Below are 16,498 nucleotides of genomic sequence, written 5' to 3' on the forward strand. Positions count from 1 at the left end.
GCTCAAGGCCCGCCGTCGGCGCCGGAATCGGCGCCTCCCTGGCGGGGGAGACCGAGGGAGGGCCCGGAGTGGCGGTACTCGCGCACGGCGCTCGTCCGCGCCACCACACGGCCGCGGTGCACCACGATCCTGCTGTACGCGAGGGAGAGGGCCCCGGCCAGCGTGTCCCCGCGCACGGCGAGCAGCTCGGCGGGGAATCCGGCCTCTACGCGCACCTCCGGCAGGCCCAGGGCGGCTCTGGCCGTGCCCGAGGCGGCGTCGTAGGCGTCCTCGGGGGCGAGGCCCTCCTGCGCGGCCAGCAGGTACGCCGCCTCCAGGGGGTCGCCGCGTCCGACCGGGTTGAAGTGGTCCCGAAGGGCTCCGCTGCCCGCCGCCACCCGGACGCCGGCTGCGCGGAGCAGCCGTACGGGCGGGGTTCCGCGGTGTCCGGCGCCGGAGCAGCCGCCCTGGGGGAGGCAGACCACGGTCACGGCGGCGGCGGCGAGCCTGTCGGCGGTGCGGGCCGCTTCGTCGGCGGGAAGCCGCGAGAGGCCCGCACAGGGGCTGAGACAGACGCCCGGGCGGAGCCCGCGGGCCATGGCGGCCAGCCGGGCGAGGCGGGCCGGGTCGTCACCGTCCGTGTGGAGGTCGACGGGCCGGTCGTGGGAGGCGGCCAGATCCAGGACTGCTTCGGCGTAGCCGGCCGGATCGGGGTCGAGGCCGGGGCAGCCGCCGATCACCCCCGCACCCATGTCCAGGGCGTCACGGAGTACGGCGAGGTTGCCGGCGCCCGCGACGCCGGTGAGGAGCCGGGGCACGGCGACGACCGTCAGATCGGCGAGACCCCGCAGTGAGCGCCGGGCCGCCAGGACGCCCTCCAGGGGGCCGAGGCCCTGTAGGTCGCCGACCGGCACGTGGGCCCGCAGCGCGGTGGCCCCGTGGCTGAGCTGGAGCAGCGCGGCCTCGGTGGCACGACGCCGGACGTCCTCGGGCCGGTGGGACGGCGGGCCCTGCGCCGTGCCGGTGAGTGCCGTGTCGGCGTGGGCGTGGGGCTCGGCCGGGGCGGGCAGCAGGAGGTAGCCGCGCAGGTCCAGGCGGATCCCACGGGTGGTGAGGCTGCCCGCCGTCCCGACCGCCTCGATGCGCGGGCCTTTGAGGAGTACGTCGACGGCGCGTCCGTCGGTGAGCCGTGCCCCGCCGAGCAGGAGCGAGGACGTGCCGACGGGACCAACGGGCATCGCGCCGCTCCTGGAGGGAATACACGATCACGCAGAGTGCGCCGAGCCTAGGCGCGGGCCCGGCCCGCTCACAGGAGGGGTGGATTAGTCGTACGAATGTGGCTCTGTGGGGCGGGCGGGGAGACCGCGGCCACGGGGGTCCGGGAGGGGGTCCGCGGGAGCGGCGTACGGGCTGATCAAGGGCCTGATCAGGGGGGCGGCGCCGGGGTCGGCGGGGGCGCGGGAGGAGGCCCGCGTGGACCGGGGGAAACGGATTTGGGCGATCGGCGACAGACCGTGTAATGTCTTCCTCGCTCGCCCCAATAGCTCAGTCGGTAGAGCGTCTCCATGGTAAGGAGAAGGTCTGCGGTTCGATTCCGCATTGGGGCTCTGGTGATCGGGTAACCCCGCTTCGGCGGGGAAGCCCGGCATCAAAGCGGTGTAGCTCAGTCGGTAGAGCAAGCGGCTCATAATCGCTGTGTCACCGGTTCAAGTCCGGTCACCGCTACTAACGGTAGCCGATTGTGGGGTCGGTCCTTCGATCGGCTACTCTTTTTTGCGTTCATCCGTCCATCCGTCCGTCCAAGGAGCACTCACGTGGCTGCCACCGACGTCCGCCCGAAGATCACGCTGGCCTGCGTGGAGTGCAAGGAGCGGAACTACATCACCAAGAAGAACCGGCGTAACAACCCGGACCGTCTTGAGATGAAGAAGCACTGCCCGCGCTGCAACTCGCACACCGCGCACCGCGAAACGCGCTGAAAACAGGCTCGTACACGAGGCCGTCCCCATTGGGGGCGGCCTCGTGTCGTTTTATCCGGTGGCTCGGGTGGTATCTCACCCGATTCGACTTTTCATCAGGAGGTACCGGGCTCATGGCGCTCGACCAGTCCTTCGTGGGGCGGACCTATCCGCCCACCCCGGCGTACGAGGTAGGCCGGGAGAAGATCCGGGAGTTCGCGGAGGCGGTGGGTGACACCGGCGCCGCGTACGTCGACCCGGAAGCCGCCAAGGCTCTGGGGCACCCGGATGTGATCGCGCCGCCGACGTTCGTCTTCTCGATCACCTTCAGGGCGGCGGGCCAGGTGATCCAGGACCCGCAGCTGGGCCTGGACTACAGCCGCGTGGTGCACGGCGACCAGAAGTTCGCCTACACGCGCCCCGTGCGGGCGGGTGACCGGCTGACGGTCACCTCGACCATCGAGGCCATCAAGTCGATGGCCGGCAACGACATCGTGGACATCCGCGGCGAGGTGCACGACGAGTCCGGTGAGCACGTCGTGACGGCGTGGACGAAGCTGGTGGCGCGTGCCGCCGAGGAGGCGTGATGACGGCGAGCATCGCTTACGGAGCTGTCGAGGTCGGTACGGAACTGCCGGCGCGGTCGTTCCCGGTGACTCGGGCGACGCTGGTGCAGTACGCGGGCGCCTCCGGTGACTTCAACCCGATCCACTGGAACGAGAAGTTCGCGCGCGAGGTCGGTCTGCCGGACGTGATCGCGCACGGCATGTTCACCATGGCCGAGGCGATCCGGGTGGTCACGGACTGGGTCGGTGACCCGGGCGCGGTCGTCGAGTACGGGGTGCGGTTCACCAAGCCGGTCGTCGTGCCGAACGACGGGACCGGGGCGCTGATCGAGGTCAGCGGCAAGGTGGCCGCCAAGCTGGACGACAACCTCGTGCGGGTCGACCTCACGGCCATGAGCGACGGCAAGAAGGTGCTGGGCATGTCCCGCGCGGTCGTCCGCCTCGCCTGACCCACGACCACCGCTGTCCGCCGAAGGGCGCCCTCCCGGGGAGGGCGCCCTTCGCGCGCTCCGTGGCCCAGCACGGGCGGCGGGGCCACGGACCGTACTCTTGTCCCGTGCAGGAACTCCACGACGCCCCCCTCGCCCCCCTGACCACCTTCCGGCTCGGCGGCCCGGCCGCCCGCCTCCTCACGGCCACCACCGACGCGGAGGTGGTCGCCGCCGTGCGTGAGGCCGACGACAGCGGTACGCCCCTCCTGGTCATCGGCGGCGGCTCCAACCTGGTCATCGGCGACAAGGGCTTCGACGGGACGGCCCTGCGCATCGCGACCAAGGGCTTCGAGCTGTCCGGTACGTCGCTCGAACTGGCCGCCGGCGAGGTCTGGACCGATGCCGTGGCCCGTACGGTCGAGGCGGGGCTGGCCGGGATCGAGTGCCTCGCGGGGATCCCCGGTTCCGCCGGGGCGACGCCGATCCAGAACGTCGGCGCCTACGGGCAGGAGGTGTCCTCCGTCATCACCGAGGTCGTCGCCTACGACCGGCACACCCGGGAGACGGTCACCCTCCCGAACGAGGCCTGTGCCTTCTCCTACCGCCACAGCCGCTTCAAGGCCGAACCCGACCGCTTCGTCGTGCTCCGCGTACGGTTCGGTCTGGAGGACGCGGGCGGGCGGTCCGCGCCCCTCCGCTACCCCGAGACGGCCAGGTCCATGGGCGTCGAACAGGGTGACCGCGTTCCCCTCGCCTCCGCGAGCGAGACCGTCCTCCGGCTGAGGGCGGGCAAGGGGATGGTGCTCGACCCGGAGGACCACGACACCTGGTCGGCCGGATCCTTCTTCACCAATCCGATCCTCGACGAGGCGCAGCACGCCGACTTCCTCGCCCTCGCCGGAGAACGACTCGGCGCGGACGTCACGCCCCCGGCCTTCCCCGCGGGGGACGGCAGGGTGAAGACCTCGGCCGCCTGGCTCATCGACAAGGCCGGGTTCACCAAGGGGTACGGCACGGGCCCCGCGCGCATCTCCACCAAGCACACGCTCGCCCTCACCAACCGGGGTGGAGCGACCACCGAGGACCTGCTGGCCCTGGCCCGCGAGGTCGTCGCCGGTGTCCACGAGGCCTTCGGGGTCACACTCGTCAACGAACCCGTGACGGTCGGCGTCAGCCTGTAGCCCCACACTCGGGCCCTGGGGCCAGGGCCCGGGGCCCCTGGCTCAGTAGGCGACTCCCACGCCCTGCTTCACCGCGGACGGGTCATCGATCAGCGCCAGCATCGCGTGGGCCACATCGGCCCGCGCGAGTGACCGGCCGCTGCGCGGGGTGCCGCCCACGACCGTCCGGTACGCCCCCGTCAGCGGGCCGTTCGTCAGCTTCGGCGGCCGTACCGACGTCCAGTCCGTCGCACTGGCGGCGAGCGCGGCCTCCATGCGCGCCAGATCGGCGTACACCTCCTTGAGCACCGCGCCGATCAACCGGCGGACCACGCGGTCCGGCAGGGGATCGTCCGCCGGCTCCGGGCCGACGGGCGCCGCACTCACGACCAGCAGCCGCCCGCCGCCCTCCGCCTCCATCGCCCGCAGCACCTGGCCGGTGAGCCGCTCGGCGACGCCGCCGGCCCGCCGCCCCCGGGCTCCGAGCCCGGACAGCACGGCGTCCCGCCCCGCGACCGCCGCACGCACCGCAGCGCCGTCACCCAGTGGTACGACCGTGTGCGGGGCGGTATCCCGGAGTCCGTCCGGAAGCCGGGCCGGATCGCGGACCACCGCCGTGACCTCGTGCCCCGCCGCCCGTGCCTGCCGGACGATCTCCTGGCCGACGCCCCCCGTGGCTCCGAACACCGTGAGTCTCATCGCGCACGCCTCCCTGAGTGGGTGAGTATTCACTTACCCATAGGGTGAGTGGACGCTCACCCCTTCGTCAAGCCTTGTTGGAGCATCCATGGAGCAGAAGCCGGCCCGAGTCCGCATCGTCGATGCGGCCCATGAGCTCATGCTCGGCATCGGTCTCGCGCGGACGACGACGAAGGAGATCGCCAGGGCCGCCGGCTGCTCCGAGGCGGCGCTGTACAAGTACTTCAGGAACAAGGAAGAGATCTTCGTGACCGTGCTCGGCGAACGCATGCCGAGGCTCGGTCCGCTCCTGAGCGATCTGGAGGCGGGGGAGGGGGAACTGGAGCAGAACCTCACCGAGGTCGCCCGTCAGGCCGCCCTCTTCTACGAGCAGACCTTCCCGGTGCTCGCCTCGCTGTACGCCGAACCCCGGCTCAAGCACCGTCACGAAGCAGCCATGCGCGAGATGGGCACCGGCCCGCACAAGCCGATCCAGGGCCTCGACGCCTATCTCCGCGCCGAGCAGCGGGCAGGCCGTGTGAACCCCGGGGCCGACACCTACGCGGCCGCCTCCCTGCTGCTGGGCGCCTGCGCCCAGCGCGCCTTCGCCTACGAGATGGGCGGGGCCCCGCAGTCGGTGGACGACTTCGCCGCGTCCCTGGCGCGCACCCTGCTGGGCGGCATCAGCTAGCCAGCCACGCGTCGATCCCGCCCAGCAGCTTCTCCCGCACCTCCACAGGTGCCACCGACCCCCGCACGGACTGCCGGGCCAGCTCGGCGAGTTCCTCGTCCGTGAAGGCGTGATGACGGCGTACGAGGTCGTACTGCGCGGCCAGCCGGGAACCGAAGAGCAGGGGGTCGTCCGCGCCGAGCGCCATCGGCACCCCCGCATCGAACAGAGTGCGCAGGGGTACGTCCGCGGGCTTCTCGTAGACGCCGAGAGCCACGTTGGACGCCGGGCAGACCTCGCAGGTCACCCCCCGCTCGGCGAGCTTGCGCAGCAGTCTCGGATCCTCGGCGGCCCGCACGCCGTGCCCGATCCGGGACGCGTCGAGGTCGTCCAGGCAGTCCCGGACGCTGGAGGGGCCCGACAGCTCGCCCCCGTGCGGGGCCGCGAGCAGCCCTCCCTCGCGGGCGATCGCGAACGCGCGGTCGAAGTCGCGGGCCATCCCGCGGCGTTCGTCGTTGGAGAGTCCGAAACCGATGACGCCCTGGTCCGCGTACCGCACGGCCAGCCGCGCCAGCGTCCGGGCGTCCAGCGGGTGCTTCATCCGGTTCGCCGCGATCACCACCCGGATCCCGAGCCCGGTGTCGCGGGCCGCACGGTCCACGGCGTCCAGGATGATCTCGATCGCCGGGACGAGCCCGCCGAGCAGCGGGGCGTACGAGGTCGGGTCGACCTGGATCTCCAGCCATCCGGAGCCGTCCGCGACGTCCTCCATGGCGGTCTCGTGCACGAGCCGCTGGATGTCCTCCGGCGAGCGCAGGCAGGACCGGGCGATGTCGTAGAGGCGCTGGAAGCGGAACCAGCCTCGCTCGTCCGTGGCCCGCAGCTCGGGCGGCTCTCCGCCGGTCAGGGCCTCGGGCAGGCGGACCCCGTACTTGTCCGCGAGCTCGAGCAGGGTCGTCGGCCGCATCGACCCGGTGAAGTGCAGGTGCAGATGGGCCTTGGGCAACCGCCGTACGTCACGCTCCATCCAAGGATCTTGCCGCACACGAGGGGTGCTGCGGTAGCCGGATCCCGTTGTGAGTTACGGCTCGAACAAAAAGCGGCCCCCGGCCGGAGCCGGGGGCCGCACTTCTCCGAGAGGGCTGCGTCAGTCGCGGGCCTCGCCCAGCAGCTTCTGGAGCCGGGAGACGCCCTCGACGAGGTCGTCGTCACCCAGCGCGTAGGAGAGCCGCAGGTAACCGGGCGTGCCGAACGCCTCGCCCGGCACCACGGCGACCTCGGCCTCGTCCAGGATGAGGGCGGCGAGCTCGACGGAGTCCGCCGGGCGCTTGCCGCGGATCTCCTTGCCGAGCAGGCCCTTCACCGACGGGTACACGTAGAACGCGCCCTCGGGCTCGGGGCAGAGCACGCCGTTGATCTCGTTGAGCATGTGCACGATCGTCTTGCGGCGGCGGTCGAAGGCGCTCCGCATCTCAGCGACCGCGTCCAGCGGGCCGGAGACGGCTGCCAGCGCGGCGACCTGGGCGATGTTGCTGACGTTGGAGGTGGCGTGCGACTGGAGGTTGGTCGCGGCCTTGACGACGTCCTTGGGGCCGATGATCCAGCCCACCCGCCAGCCGGTCATGGCGTAGGTCTTGGCCACGCCGTTGACCACGATGCACTTGTCGCGGAGCGCGGGTACGACCGCCGGGAGCGAGGCGGCCGCCGCGTCGCCGTAGACCAGGTGCTCGTAGATCTCGTCGGTCATGACCCACAGGCCGTGCTCGACGGCCCAGTTGCCGACGGCCTCGGTCTCGGCCTCGCTGTAGACGGCGCCGGTCGGGTTGGACGGGGAGACGAAGAGGACGACCTTGGTGCGTTCGGTGCGGGCCGCCTCGAGCTGCTCGACGGAGACGCGGTAACCGGTGGTCTCGTCGGCGACGACCTCGACCGGCACACCGCCGGCGAGACGGATGGACTCGGGGTAGGTGGTCCAGTACGGGGCGGGGACGATGACCTCGTCGCCCGGGTCGAGGATCGCGGCGAAGGCCTCGTAGATGGCCTGCTTGCCGCCGTTGGTCACCAGGATCTGGGAGGCGTCGACCTCGTAGCCGGAGTCGCGCAGCGTCTTCTCCGCGATGGCGGCCTTGAGCTCGGGGAGCCCGCCCGCCGGGGTGTAGCGGTGGTACTTCGGGTTGCGGCACGCCTCGACGGCGGCGTCGACGATGTAGCCGGGGGTCGGGAAGTCGGGCTCGCCGGCGCCGAAGCCGATCACCGGACGCCCGGCGGCCTTCAGGGCCTTGGCCTTGGCGTCGACGGCGAGGGTGGCGGACTCGGAGATCGCACCGATGCGGGCCGAGACCCGGCGCTCGGACGGAGAAGTTGCAGCGCTCATGCCCCCCATGCTCCCAGACCGGAAATGCCCGCGGCACAGGGGTTTCAGGGACCGGACAGGACGTGGACAGCAACCGGACAGGACCGGTCGGTTGTTGTCTGTTCGACGCGGCGCCGTCGAGCACGTACACTCACCTGTCGTTGGCCTTCATCAGTCACACCGTTTTCCCGACCGGTCCGCCGGGGAGGATGCGGTAGGTTGGTGGAAACCACAAAGGGTCGTAGCTCAATTGGTAGAGCACTGGTCTCCAAAACCAGCGGTTGGGGGTTCAAGTCCCTCCGGCCCTGCTACACACTCCTTCGCCAGGATGTGTGCGCATGTACGTACTTCAATGCACCGCCGTGCGGCTCCACCGGGCGCGGCACGGCCACGACCCGGAATCAGGTGAGTAGCGTGACGGACGCCGTGGGCTCCATCGACATGCCTGATGCCGAGGACGAAGCCCCCGAGTCGAGCAAGAAGACCCGGAAGGGCGGCAAGCGCGGCAAGAAGGGCCCTCTGGGCCGTCTCGCGCTTTTCTACCGCCAGATCGTCGCCGAGCTCCGCAAGGTCGTATGGCCCACGCGCAGCCAGCTGTCCACCTACACGGCCGTGGTGATCGTGTTCGTGGTCGTCATGATCGGTCTCGTCACCGTGATTGACTTCGGATTTGCGCGGGTCATCAAGTACGTCTTCGGCTGATCCCCGCGGAGGGCGCCTCATCGGCGCCCCTTTCGCATGTTCCACCCATTTGTATCCAGGAAGAAGCAGCCATCGTGTCTGACCCGAACCTGAACGACGACGCCGAGCCCACGGCGAGCGCCGTCGAGTCCGCCGAGGACGAGCTCGACATCGTCGAGGCGGCGGACGCCGTGGCCCCGGACCAGGTCGACGCTGCTGACGCCGCCGTAGGCGAGCCCGCCGAGCAGGACGCCGTGCGTGTCGAGGACGAAGAGTCCACCGAGGACGAAGAGTCCGACGAGTCCGTCGAGGACGAAGAGGCCGCGGACGAGTCCGACGCCGACGACGAGTCCGCCGAGCCGGCCGCCCCTGTCGACGCCGTCGCCGCCCTCCGCGACGAGCTGCGAGGACTTCCCGGCGAGTGGTACGTCATCCACACCTACGCCGGCTACGAGAAGCGCGTGAAGGCCAACCTGGAGCAGCGCGCCGTCTCGCTCAACGTCGAGGACTTCATCTACCAGGCCGAGGTGCCCGAGGAAGAGATCGTCCAGATCAAGAACGGTGAGCGGAAGAACGTCCGTCAGAACAAGCTCCCGGGATACGTCCTGGTGCGCATGGACCTGACGAACGAGTCCTGGGGTGTTGTCCGCAACACGCCCGGTGTCACCGGCTTCGTGGGCAACGCCTACGACCCGTACCCGCTGACCCTGGACGAGATCGTCAAGATGCTCGCCCCCGAGGCCGAGGAGAAGGCGGCCCGCGAGGCTGCCGAGGCCGAGGGCAAGCCGGCTCCGGCCCGCAAGGTCGAGGTACAGGTCCTGGACTTCGAGGTGGGCGACTCGGTCACCGTCACCGACGGCCCGTTCGCGACCCTGCAGGCGACGATCAACGAGATCAACGCCGACTCGAAGAAGGTCAAGGGCCTCGTCGAGATCTTCGGTCGCGAGACCCCGGTCGAGCTCAGCTTCGACCAGATCCAGAAGAACTGACCGGTTTTCCGCCAGCTTCTGGACACATGCCTACCGAGCAGGTCAGACGGGCTTCGCAGCCGGTCTGACCTGCTCGGTTTTTGGTCGCGCAGCTATACCCGTTATCGTTGCGCGGTATGCCTCCGTCCGGATGACCGGAACGGCGGCGAAACACTCTCACTAGGACCCGGAGAGAGCAATGCCTCCCAAGAAGAAGAAGGTCACGGGGCTTATCAAGCTCCAGATCAACGCCGGTGCGGCCAACCCGGCGCCGCCGGTCGGTCCCGCACTGGGCCAGCACGGCGTCAACATCATGGAGTTCTGCAAGGCCTACAACGCCGCGACCGAGTCGCAGCGTGGCATGGTCGTGCCGGTGGAGATCACGGTCTACGAGGACCGCTCCTTCACCTTCATCACGAAGACTCCGCCGGCCGCCAAGCTGATCCTCAAGGCCGCGGGTGTGGCCAAGGGCTCCGGCGAGCCGCACAAGACCAAGGTCGCCAAGATCACGGCCGACCAGGTCCGCGAGATCGCCACGACCAAGCTCCCCGACCTGAACGCCAACGACCTCGACGCCGCGTCGAAGATCATCGCTGGCACCGCCCGTTCCATGGGCATCACGGTCGAAGGCTAGTCAGCCCCGTAGCCCTTCAGTGGTAGGACCAAGCGCTGGTCCGCACCACGACTCCACACTCTGAAAACCACAGGAGTAGATGTGAAGCGCAGCAAGAACCTCCGCGCTGCGGACGCGAAGATCGACCGGGAGCGTACGTACGCCCCGCTCGAGGCCGTCCGTATCGCCAAGGACACCGCCACCACCAAGTTCGACGGCACCGTCGAGGTCGCGTTCTGCCTGGGTGTTGACCCTCGCAAGGCCGACCAGATGGTCCGTGGCACCGTGAACCTCCCGCACGGCACCGGCAAGACCGCCCGGGTCCTGGTCTTCGCGACCGGTGACCGTGCTGCGGCCGCGGAAGCCGCGGGCGCCGACATCGTCGGCGCCGACGAGCTCATCGACGAGGTGGCGAAGGGCCGTCTGGACTTCGACGCCGTCGTCGCCACGCCGGACCTCATGGGCAAGGTCGGCCGCCTCGGCCGCGTGCTCGGTCCGCGTGGTCTGATGCCGAACCCGAAGACCGGCACCGTCACCCCCGATGTCGTCAAGGCTGTCAACGACATCAAGGGCGGAAAGATCGAGTTCCGCGTCGACAAGCACTCGAACCTCCACTTCATCATCGGAAAGACCTCTTTCGATGACACGAAGCTGGTCGAGAACTACGGCGCGGCCCTGGAGGAGATCCTCCGTCTGAAGCCGTCCGCCGCGAAGGGTCGCTTCATCAAGAAGGCGACCATGAGCACGACGATGGGCCCCGGCATCCCGCTGGACGCCAACCGCGTGCGCAACCTCCTCGTCGAGGAGGACCCGGCCGCCGTCTGAGCCCTCGTGCTCACCCGGTGACCGTGTCACGGCATGGGACGGGCCCCGCAGCCTCTTCGGAGGGTGCGGGGCCCGTCCGCGTCCTTGCCGTGGCTGTTCGGCCGGAGCTGCCTTTGAGCCGTCCGGGAGGCTCTTAAACCTCCCGGACCGGTCGAACCGGGACGGATTTGCTCCGAACGGCTCCGGTCACGTAAGCTCCACGAGAAGCCAAAGACCGCTGGTCGTTGCCGCACTCTCGTCAGAGGGGACGGCGACCGAAGGATCCGTCGAGAACGGGCGACCTGCGCAGGTGACTGTGGAAAGCTCCCGGATTCATCCGGTAGAGCTACGCCCTGGCGCCCGCGCCGGGGCGTTTCGTCTTTCCCGGCCCCTTCTGAGCGGTCCTCATCACCCGGAAGGAGGCCGACGCTCATGGCAAGGCCCGACAAGGCTGCCGCGGTAGCCGAGCTCACGGACCAGTTCCGTAGCTCGAGCGCCGCCGTGCTGACCGAGTACCGGGGTCTCACCGTGGCACAGCTCAGGCAGCTGCGCCGTTCGCTCGGTGAGAACGCCCAGTACGCCGTGGTGAAGAACACGCTGACCAAGATTGCGGCCAACGAGGCCGGGATCGACACGCTGGACGACCTGTTCTCGGGTCCGACGGCGGTTGCCTTCGTCACCGGTGACCCGGTGGAGTCGGCGAAGGGTCTTCGTGACTTCGCCAAGGAGAACCCGAGCCTCATCATCAAGGGCGGTGTCCTTGATGGTAAGGCCGTGACCGCCGATGAGTTCAAGAAGCTCGCGGACCTCGAGTCCCGCGAGGTTCTGCTCGCCAAGCTGGCCGGCGCCATGAAGGGCAAGCAGACGCAGACTGCGCAGCTCTTCCAGGCTCTGCCCTCGAAGTTCGTCCGCACCGCGGAAGCGCTTCGTGCCAAGAAGGCCGAGCAGGGCGGTGCCGGTACCCCGGCTCCCGCCGATGCCGAGGTGGCGGAGTAACACTCCGCGTCCACGGCTCGCAGCGGGCCCGTACGCCCGCCTACATATACATCCGGCACCTGCCGAATTAGTGGAAGGACGCCATCATGGCGAAGCTCAGCCAGGAAGACCTGCTCGCCCAGTTCGAGGAGCTCACCCTCATCGAGCTCTCCGAGTTCGTTAAGGCGTTCGAGGAGAAGTTCGACGTCACCGCCGCCGCCGCGGTCGCCGTCGCCGCCCCGGGTGCCCCCGGTGCCGCCGCCGAGGCCGCTGAGGAGCAGGACGAGTTCGACGTCATCCTCACCGCCGCCGGTGACAAGAAGATCCAGGTCATCAAGGTCGTGCGTGAGCTGACCTCGCTGGGTCTGAAGGAGGCCAAGGACCTCGTCGACGGCGCCCCGAAGCCCGTCCTCGAGAAGGTCGCCAAGGAGGCCGCCGAGAAGGCTGCCGAGTCCCTCAAGACCGCCGGCGCTTCCGTCGAGGTCAAGTGACCCTGCGAGTCCTCTGACTCCGCGGTCTCTGCCGTGAGGCAGGGATGTCACAGCGCGAAGGGCGATCACCCATCCGGGTGGTCGCCCTTTGGCGTGCCCCCGGAGGCTGCCTTGATCTTCCGCCCGCGACGAGTAGGGTGATCTTCGCCGTGCGTTTCTCCGGGGCGCCCAGAGGGCCGTCAACAGGCGTCCTCCGGGCGCAGGTGAAGATCGCCGGGCGTCCGCCGGGGCCACAGGGCCTTGACGAACCGCACGCGGCGCGCAATTCTCAGGACGCGTCGTCATCTCGATCCGCTTCCGAGGCATGGATCGAGAGCGAAGAGGGCAGTAAAGAAGAGCGCACACCGCGCGAGGGCTATTCATAGGTGTTGAGAACAGCTGTTGAGAGCAACGTGGGTCTCTGAGAACCCCGACTGGACATCAGTGTGGCGTTTGGCTACACTGACCCTTTGCGCTGCCTGTTAGCTGCCTCCTGCCCGTCACCAGGGGCATGCCCACGCCTAGCATCGATGACCGGACATTCCCTGACCTTGGGATTCCTGTCTCCGTGTGCGGCTTGGGGCCGGTACGCGCGTAGTGAGTCCGAGCCCTCGGAAGGACCCCCTCTTGGCCGCCTCGCGCAACGCCTCGACCTCGAATACGAACAACGGTGCCAGCACCGCCCCGCTGCGCATCTCTTTTGCAAAGATCAAGGAGCCCCTCGAGGTTCCGAACCTCCTCGCGCTGCAGACCGAGAGCTTTGACTGGCTCCTCGGCAATGCCGCCTGGAAGGCTCGCGTCGAGGCTGCTCTGGACAGCGGACAAGACGTCCCCACCAAGTCCGGCCTGGAAGAGATCTTCGAGGAGATTTCGCCGATCGAGGACTTCTCCGGGTCGATGTCGCTCACCTTCCGCGACCACCGCTTCGAGCCCCCGAAGAACTCGATCGACGAGTGCAAGGAGCGCGACTTCACGTTCGCCGCGCCGCTCTTCGTCACGGCCGAGTTCACCAACAACGAGACCGGCGAGATCAAGTCCCAGACGGTCTTCATGGGCGACTTCCCGCTCATGACCAACAAGGGCACCTTCGTCATCAACGGCACCGAGCGTGTCGTCGTGTCGCAGCTCGTGCGCTCGCCGGGTGTCTACTTCGACTCCTCCATCGACAAGACGTCCGACAAGGACATCTTCTCCGCCAAGATCATCCCCTCCCGGGGCGCCTGGCTGGAGATGGAGATCGACAAGCGCGACATGGTCGGTGTCCGCATCGACCGCAAGCGCAAGCAGTCCGTCACCGTCCTCCTGAAGGCTCTCGGCTGGACCACCGAGCAGATCCTGGAAGAGTTCGGCGAGTACGAGTCCATGCGCGCCACCCTGGAGAAGGACCACACCCAGGGCCAGGACGACGCGCTGCTCGACATCTACCGCAAGCTGCGTCCGGGCGAGCCGCCCACGCGTGAGGCCGCTCAGACGCTGCTCGAGAACCTCTACTTCAACCCGAAGCGCTACGACCTCGCGAAGGTCGGCCGCTACAAGGTGAACAAGAAGCTCGGCGCCGACGAGCCGCTCGACGCCGGTGTCCTCACCAGCGACGACATCATCGCCACCATCAAGTACCTGGTGAAGCTGCACGCCGGTGAGTCCGAGACGGTCGGCGAGTCCGGCCGCTCGATCATGGTCGAGACGGACGACATCGACCACTTCGGCAACCGTCGTATCCGTAACGTCGGTGAGCTGATCCAGAACCAGGTCCGCACGGGTCTCGCCCGTATGGAGCGCGTCGTGCGCGAGCGCATGACCACTCAGGACGTCGAGGCGATCACGCCGCAGACCCTGATCAACATCCGGCCGGTCGTCGCCTCCATCAAGGAGTTCTTCGGCACCAGCCAGCTGTCCCAGTTCATGGACCAGAACAACCCGCTGTCGGGCCTGACGCACAAGCGTCGTCTCAACGCCCTCGGCCCGGGTGGTCTGTCCCGTGAGCGGGCCGGCTTCGAGGTCCGTGACGTCCACCCGTCGCACTACGGCCGCATGTGCCCGATCGAGACGCCCGAAGGCCCGAACATCGGTCTGATCGGCTCGCTGGCCTCCTACGGGCGCATCAACCCGTTCGGCTTCATCGAGACGCCGTACCGCAAGGTCGTCGAGGGCGTCGTCACCGACGACGTCGACTACCTGACGGCCGACGAAGAGGACCGCTTCGTGATCGCCCAGGCGAACGCGACGCTCTCCGAGGACATGCGCTTCACCGAGGCCCGCGTCCTGGTCCGCCGTCGTGGCGGAGAGATCGACTACATCCCCGGCGACGACGTCGACTACATGGACGTCTCGCCGCGCCAGATGGTGTCGGTCGCGACCGCGATGATCCCGTTCCTCGAGCACGACGACGCCAACCGTGCCCTCATGGGCGCGAACATGATGCGTCAGGCCGTCCCGCTCATCAAGAGCGAGGCGCCGCTGGTCGGCACGGGCATGGAGTACCGCTGTGCCACCGACGCCGGTGACGTGCTCAAGGCCGAGAAGTCGGGTGTGGTCCAGGAGGTCTCCGCGGACTACATCACCGTGACGAACGACGACGGCACGTACACCACGTACCGCATCGCCAAGTTCTCGCGCTCGAACCAGGGCACCTCGGTGAACCAGAAGGTCGTCGTCTCCGAAGGCGACCGGGTCATCGAGAGCCAGGTCCTCGCCGACGGGCCGGCCACCGAGAACGGTGAGATGGCGCTCGGCAAGAACCTGCTCGTCGCGTTCATGCCGTGGGAGGGTCACAACTACGAGGACGCGATCATCCTGTCGCAGCGCCTCGTGCAGGACGACGTCCTCTCCTCGATCCACATCGAGGAGCACGAGGTCGACGCCCGTGACACCAAGCTCGGCCCGGAGGAGATCACCCGGGACATCCCGAACGTCTCCGAAGAGGTCCTCGCCGACCTCGACGAGCGCGGCATCATCCGTATCGGTGCCGAGGTCGTCGCCGGCGACATCCTCGTCGGCAAGGTCACGCCCAAGGGCGAGACCGAGCTGACTCCGGAGGAGCGTCTGCTCCGCGCGATCTTCGGTGAGAAGGCGCGCGAGGTGCGCGACACCTCCCTGAAGGTCCCGCACGGCGAGATCGGCAAGGTCATCGGCGTCCGCGTCTTCGACCGCGAAGAGGGCGACGAGCTGCCGCCCGGCGTGAACCAGCTGGTCCGCGTCTACGTCGCGCAGAAGCGCAAGATCACCGACGGTGACAAGCTCGCCGGCCGTCACGGCAACAAGGGCGTCATCTCCAAGATCCTCCCGATCGAGGACATGCCGTTCCTGGAGGACGGCACCCCGGTCGACATCATCCTCAACCCGCTGGGTGTCCCGTCCCGAATGAACCCGGGACAGGTCCTGGAGATCCACCTCGGCTGGCTCGCCAGCCGCGGCTGGGACGTCTCCGGCCTCGGTGACGAGTGGGCCCAGCGCCTGCAGGCCATCGGCGCCGACCAGGTGGCCCCCGGCACCAACGTCGCCACGCCCGTCTTCGACGGCGCGCGCGAGGACGAGATCTCCGGCCTCTTCGGAGCCACGATCCCGAACCGCGACGGTGACCGGCTGGTCCAGCCCTCCGGCAAGGCCCAGCTGTACGACGGCCGCTCCGGCGAGCCGTTCCCGGACCCGGTCTCGGTCGGGTACATGTACATCCTCAAGCTGCACCACCTGGTCGACGACAAGCTCCACGCGCGCTCGACCGGCCCGTACTCCATGATCACGCAGCAGCCGCTGGGTGGTAAGGCGCAGTTCGGTGGGCAGCGATTCGGCGAGATGGAGGTGTGGGCCCTTGAGGCTTACGGCGCCGCATACGCCCTCCAGGAACTTCTGACGATCAAGTCCGACGACGTCACCGGCCGCGTGAAGGTCTACGAGGCGATCGTCAAGGGCGAGAACATCCCCGAGCCGGGCATTCCCGAGTCCTTCAAGGTGCTCATCAAGGAAATGCAGTCGCTCTGCCTCAACGTGGAGGTGCTGTCCTCGGACGGCATGTCCATCGAGATGCGCGACACGGACGAGGACGTCTTCCGCGCGGCGGAGGAGCTCGGTATCGACCTGTCCCGGCGAGAGCCGAGCAGCGTCGAAGAGGTCTGACGGGTTGCCCGGCCGGATCCCCGTGATCCGGCCGGCCCTCCCCGGACCCGTTCAGACCATTGCTGAAGTGCCCCGATTT

General features: G+C 68.7%; 16 protein-coding genes and 3 tRNA genes. 15 read left to right on the forward strand and 4 right to left on the reverse strand.

Annotated features, from left to right (window positions below; all coding sequences use genetic code 11):
• Window positions 1-2: 2 nt before the first annotated feature.
• Entirely contained in the window at window positions 3-1,217 is a 1,215-nt protein-coding gene (locus tag OO67_RS05095) for an amidohydrolase family protein (protein ID WP_051709131.1), read from the reverse strand.
• A gap of 296 nt (window positions 1,218-1,513) precedes the next feature.
• On the opposite strand from OO67_RS05095, the gene OO67_RS05100 reads away from it, so the two are divergent.
• From OO67_RS05100 to OO67_RS05125, 6 genes are all read left to right on the forward strand, one after another.
• A tRNA-Thr gene (locus OO67_RS05100) sits at window positions 1,514-1,586 on the forward strand.
• 45 nt (window positions 1,587-1,631) lie between these two features.
• Window positions 1,632-1,704, forward strand: a tRNA-Met gene (locus OO67_RS05105).
• Window positions 1,705-1,793: 89 nt separating this feature from the next.
• Complete coding sequence (gene rpmG / locus OO67_RS05110; protein ID WP_003956487.1) at window positions 1,794-1,958, forward strand: 50S ribosomal protein L33; 165 nt, start codon at window positions 1,794-1,796, stop codon at window positions 1,956-1,958.
• A gap of 113 nt (window positions 1,959-2,071) precedes the next feature.
• Entirely contained in the window at window positions 2,072-2,524 is a 453-nt protein-coding gene (locus OO67_RS05115) for a MaoC family dehydratase N-terminal domain-containing protein (protein ID WP_033297575.1), read from the forward strand.
• Complete coding sequence (locus OO67_RS05120) at window positions 2,524-2,952, forward strand: MaoC family dehydratase (RefSeq protein ID WP_033297576.1); 429 nt, start codon at window positions 2,524-2,526, stop codon at window positions 2,950-2,952. The genes OO67_RS05115 and OO67_RS05120 overlap by 1 nt, the downstream gene beginning before the upstream one ends.
• A gap of 107 nt (window positions 2,953-3,059) precedes the next feature.
• Window positions 3,060-4,115, forward strand: coding sequence for a UDP-N-acetylmuramate dehydrogenase (locus OO67_RS05125; protein ID WP_033297577.1), 1,056 nt, complete (start codon window positions 3,060-3,062; stop codon window positions 4,113-4,115).
• A gap of 42 nt (window positions 4,116-4,157) precedes the next feature.
• Here OO67_RS05125 and OO67_RS05130 read toward each other — a convergent pair whose 3' ends face one another.
• Window positions 4,158-4,793 carry an NAD(P)-dependent oxidoreductase gene (locus OO67_RS05130; RefSeq protein ID WP_033297578.1) on the reverse strand — a complete coding sequence of 212 codons (636 nt, stop codon included), beginning with the start codon at window positions 4,791-4,793 and terminating at the stop codon, window positions 4,158-4,160.
• A gap of 88 nt (window positions 4,794-4,881) precedes the next feature.
• On the opposite strand from OO67_RS05130, the gene OO67_RS05135 reads away from it, so the two are divergent.
• Window positions 4,882-5,463, forward strand: a complete 582-nt coding sequence (locus tag OO67_RS05135; RefSeq protein ID WP_033297579.1) for a TetR/AcrR family transcriptional regulator — start codon at window positions 4,882-4,884, stop codon at window positions 5,461-5,463.
• On the opposite strand, the gene OO67_RS05140 is transcribed toward OO67_RS05135, so the two are convergent.
• Window positions 5,456-6,469 carry an adenosine deaminase gene (locus OO67_RS05140; protein WP_033297580.1) on the reverse strand — a complete coding sequence of 338 codons (1,014 nt, stop codon included), beginning with the start codon at window positions 6,467-6,469 and terminating at the stop codon, window positions 5,456-5,458. The two genes, OO67_RS05135 and OO67_RS05140, sit on opposite strands and share 8 nt — an antisense overlap.
• Window positions 6,470-6,589: 120 nt before the next feature.
• Window positions 6,590-7,816 carry a pyridoxal phosphate-dependent aminotransferase gene (locus OO67_RS05145; protein WP_033297581.1) on the reverse strand — a complete coding sequence of 409 codons (1,227 nt, stop codon included), beginning with the start codon at window positions 7,814-7,816 and terminating at the stop codon, window positions 6,590-6,592.
• A gap of 214 nt (window positions 7,817-8,030) precedes the next feature.
• On the opposite strand from OO67_RS05145, the gene OO67_RS05150 reads away from it, so the two are divergent.
• The 8 genes from OO67_RS05150 (at window position 8,031) to rpoB (ending at window position 16,419) form a co-directional block, all read left to right on the forward strand.
• Window positions 8,031-8,103: transfer RNA gene (locus tag OO67_RS05150), tRNA-Trp, on the forward strand.
• Between the two features lie 106 nt (window positions 8,104-8,209).
• Window positions 8,210-8,497, forward strand: a complete 288-nt coding sequence (gene secE, locus OO67_RS05155) for a preprotein translocase subunit SecE (protein WP_033297582.1) — start codon at window positions 8,210-8,212, stop codon at window positions 8,495-8,497.
• Between the two features lie 74 nt (window positions 8,498-8,571).
• A complete protein-coding gene (gene nusG / locus OO67_RS05160; RefSeq protein WP_033297583.1) occupies window positions 8,572-9,465 on the forward strand; it encodes a transcription termination/antitermination protein NusG in 894 nt (297 codons plus the stop codon).
• Between the two features lie 178 nt (window positions 9,466-9,643).
• Window positions 9,644-10,078 (forward strand): 50S ribosomal protein L11, encoded by a 435-nt coding sequence (gene rplK / locus OO67_RS05165; RefSeq protein WP_033297584.1) that lies wholly within the window; start codon window positions 9,644-9,646, stop codon window positions 10,076-10,078.
• An 81-nt stretch (window positions 10,079-10,159) separates the two neighbouring features.
• A complete protein-coding gene (gene rplA, locus OO67_RS05170; protein ID WP_033297585.1) occupies window positions 10,160-10,882 on the forward strand; it encodes a 50S ribosomal protein L1 in 723 nt (240 codons plus the stop codon).
• 411 nt (window positions 10,883-11,293) lie between these two features.
• Window positions 11,294-11,857 carry a 50S ribosomal protein L10 gene (gene rplJ, locus OO67_RS05175; RefSeq protein ID WP_033297586.1) on the forward strand — a complete coding sequence of 188 codons (564 nt, stop codon included), beginning with the start codon at window positions 11,294-11,296 and terminating at the stop codon, window positions 11,855-11,857.
• A gap of 86 nt (window positions 11,858-11,943) precedes the next feature.
• Complete coding sequence (gene rplL, locus OO67_RS05180; RefSeq protein WP_033297587.1) at window positions 11,944-12,327, forward strand: 50S ribosomal protein L7/L12; 384 nt, start codon at window positions 11,944-11,946, stop codon at window positions 12,325-12,327.
• Between the two features lie 606 nt (window positions 12,328-12,933).
• Window positions 12,934-16,419: a DNA-directed RNA polymerase subunit beta gene (rpoB, locus tag OO67_RS05185; RefSeq protein ID WP_033297588.1), complete on the forward strand. Its 3,486-nt coding sequence runs from the start codon at window positions 12,934-12,936 to the stop codon at window positions 16,417-16,419.
• Window positions 16,420-16,498 lie beyond the last annotated feature (79 nt).

Origin of the sequence: Streptomyces atroolivaceus (assembly GCF_000717025.1) — a bacterium.
GTDB lineage: Bacteria > Actinomycetota > Actinomycetes > Streptomycetales > Streptomycetaceae > Streptomyces > Streptomyces atroolivaceus.

What these genes read in the sequence shown, in the direction of transcription:
- OO67_RS05120 (WP_033297576.1), top strand. Translation starts at nt 2,524, where the DNA reads ATGACGGCGAGCATCGCTTACGGAGCTGTCGAGGTCGGTACGGAACTG.
- OO67_RS05135 (WP_033297579.1), top strand. Translation starts at nt 4,882, where the DNA reads ATGGAGCAGAAGCCGGCCCGAGTCCGCATCGTCGATGCGGCCCATGAG.
- rplK (WP_033297584.1), top strand. Translation starts at nt 9,644, where the DNA reads ATGCCTCCCAAGAAGAAGAAGGTCACGGGGCTTATCAAGCTCCAGATC.
- OO67_RS05145 (WP_033297581.1), bottom strand. Translation starts at nt 7,816, where the DNA reads ATGAGCGCTGCAACTTCTCCGTCCGAGCGCCGGGTCTCGGCCCGCATC.
- rplL (WP_033297587.1), top strand. Translation starts at nt 11,944, where the DNA reads ATGGCGAAGCTCAGCCAGGAAGACCTGCTCGCCCAGTTCGAGGAGCTC.
- OO67_RS05130 (WP_033297578.1), bottom strand. Translation starts at nt 4,793, where the DNA reads ATGAGACTCACGGTGTTCGGAGCCACGGGGGGCGTCGGCCAGGAGATC.
- rplJ (WP_033297586.1), top strand. Translation starts at nt 11,294, where the DNA reads ATGGCAAGGCCCGACAAGGCTGCCGCGGTAGCCGAGCTCACGGACCAG.
- OO67_RS05115 (WP_033297575.1), top strand. Translation starts at nt 2,072, where the DNA reads ATGGCGCTCGACCAGTCCTTCGTGGGGCGGACCTATCCGCCCACCCCG.
- OO67_RS05140 (WP_033297580.1), bottom strand. Translation starts at nt 6,469, where the DNA reads ATGGAGCGTGACGTACGGCGGTTGCCCAAGGCCCATCTGCACCTGCAC.
- OO67_RS05095 (WP_051709131.1), bottom strand. Translation starts at nt 1,217, where the DNA reads ATGCCCGTTGGTCCCGTCGGCACGTCCTCGCTCCTGCTCGGCGGGGCA.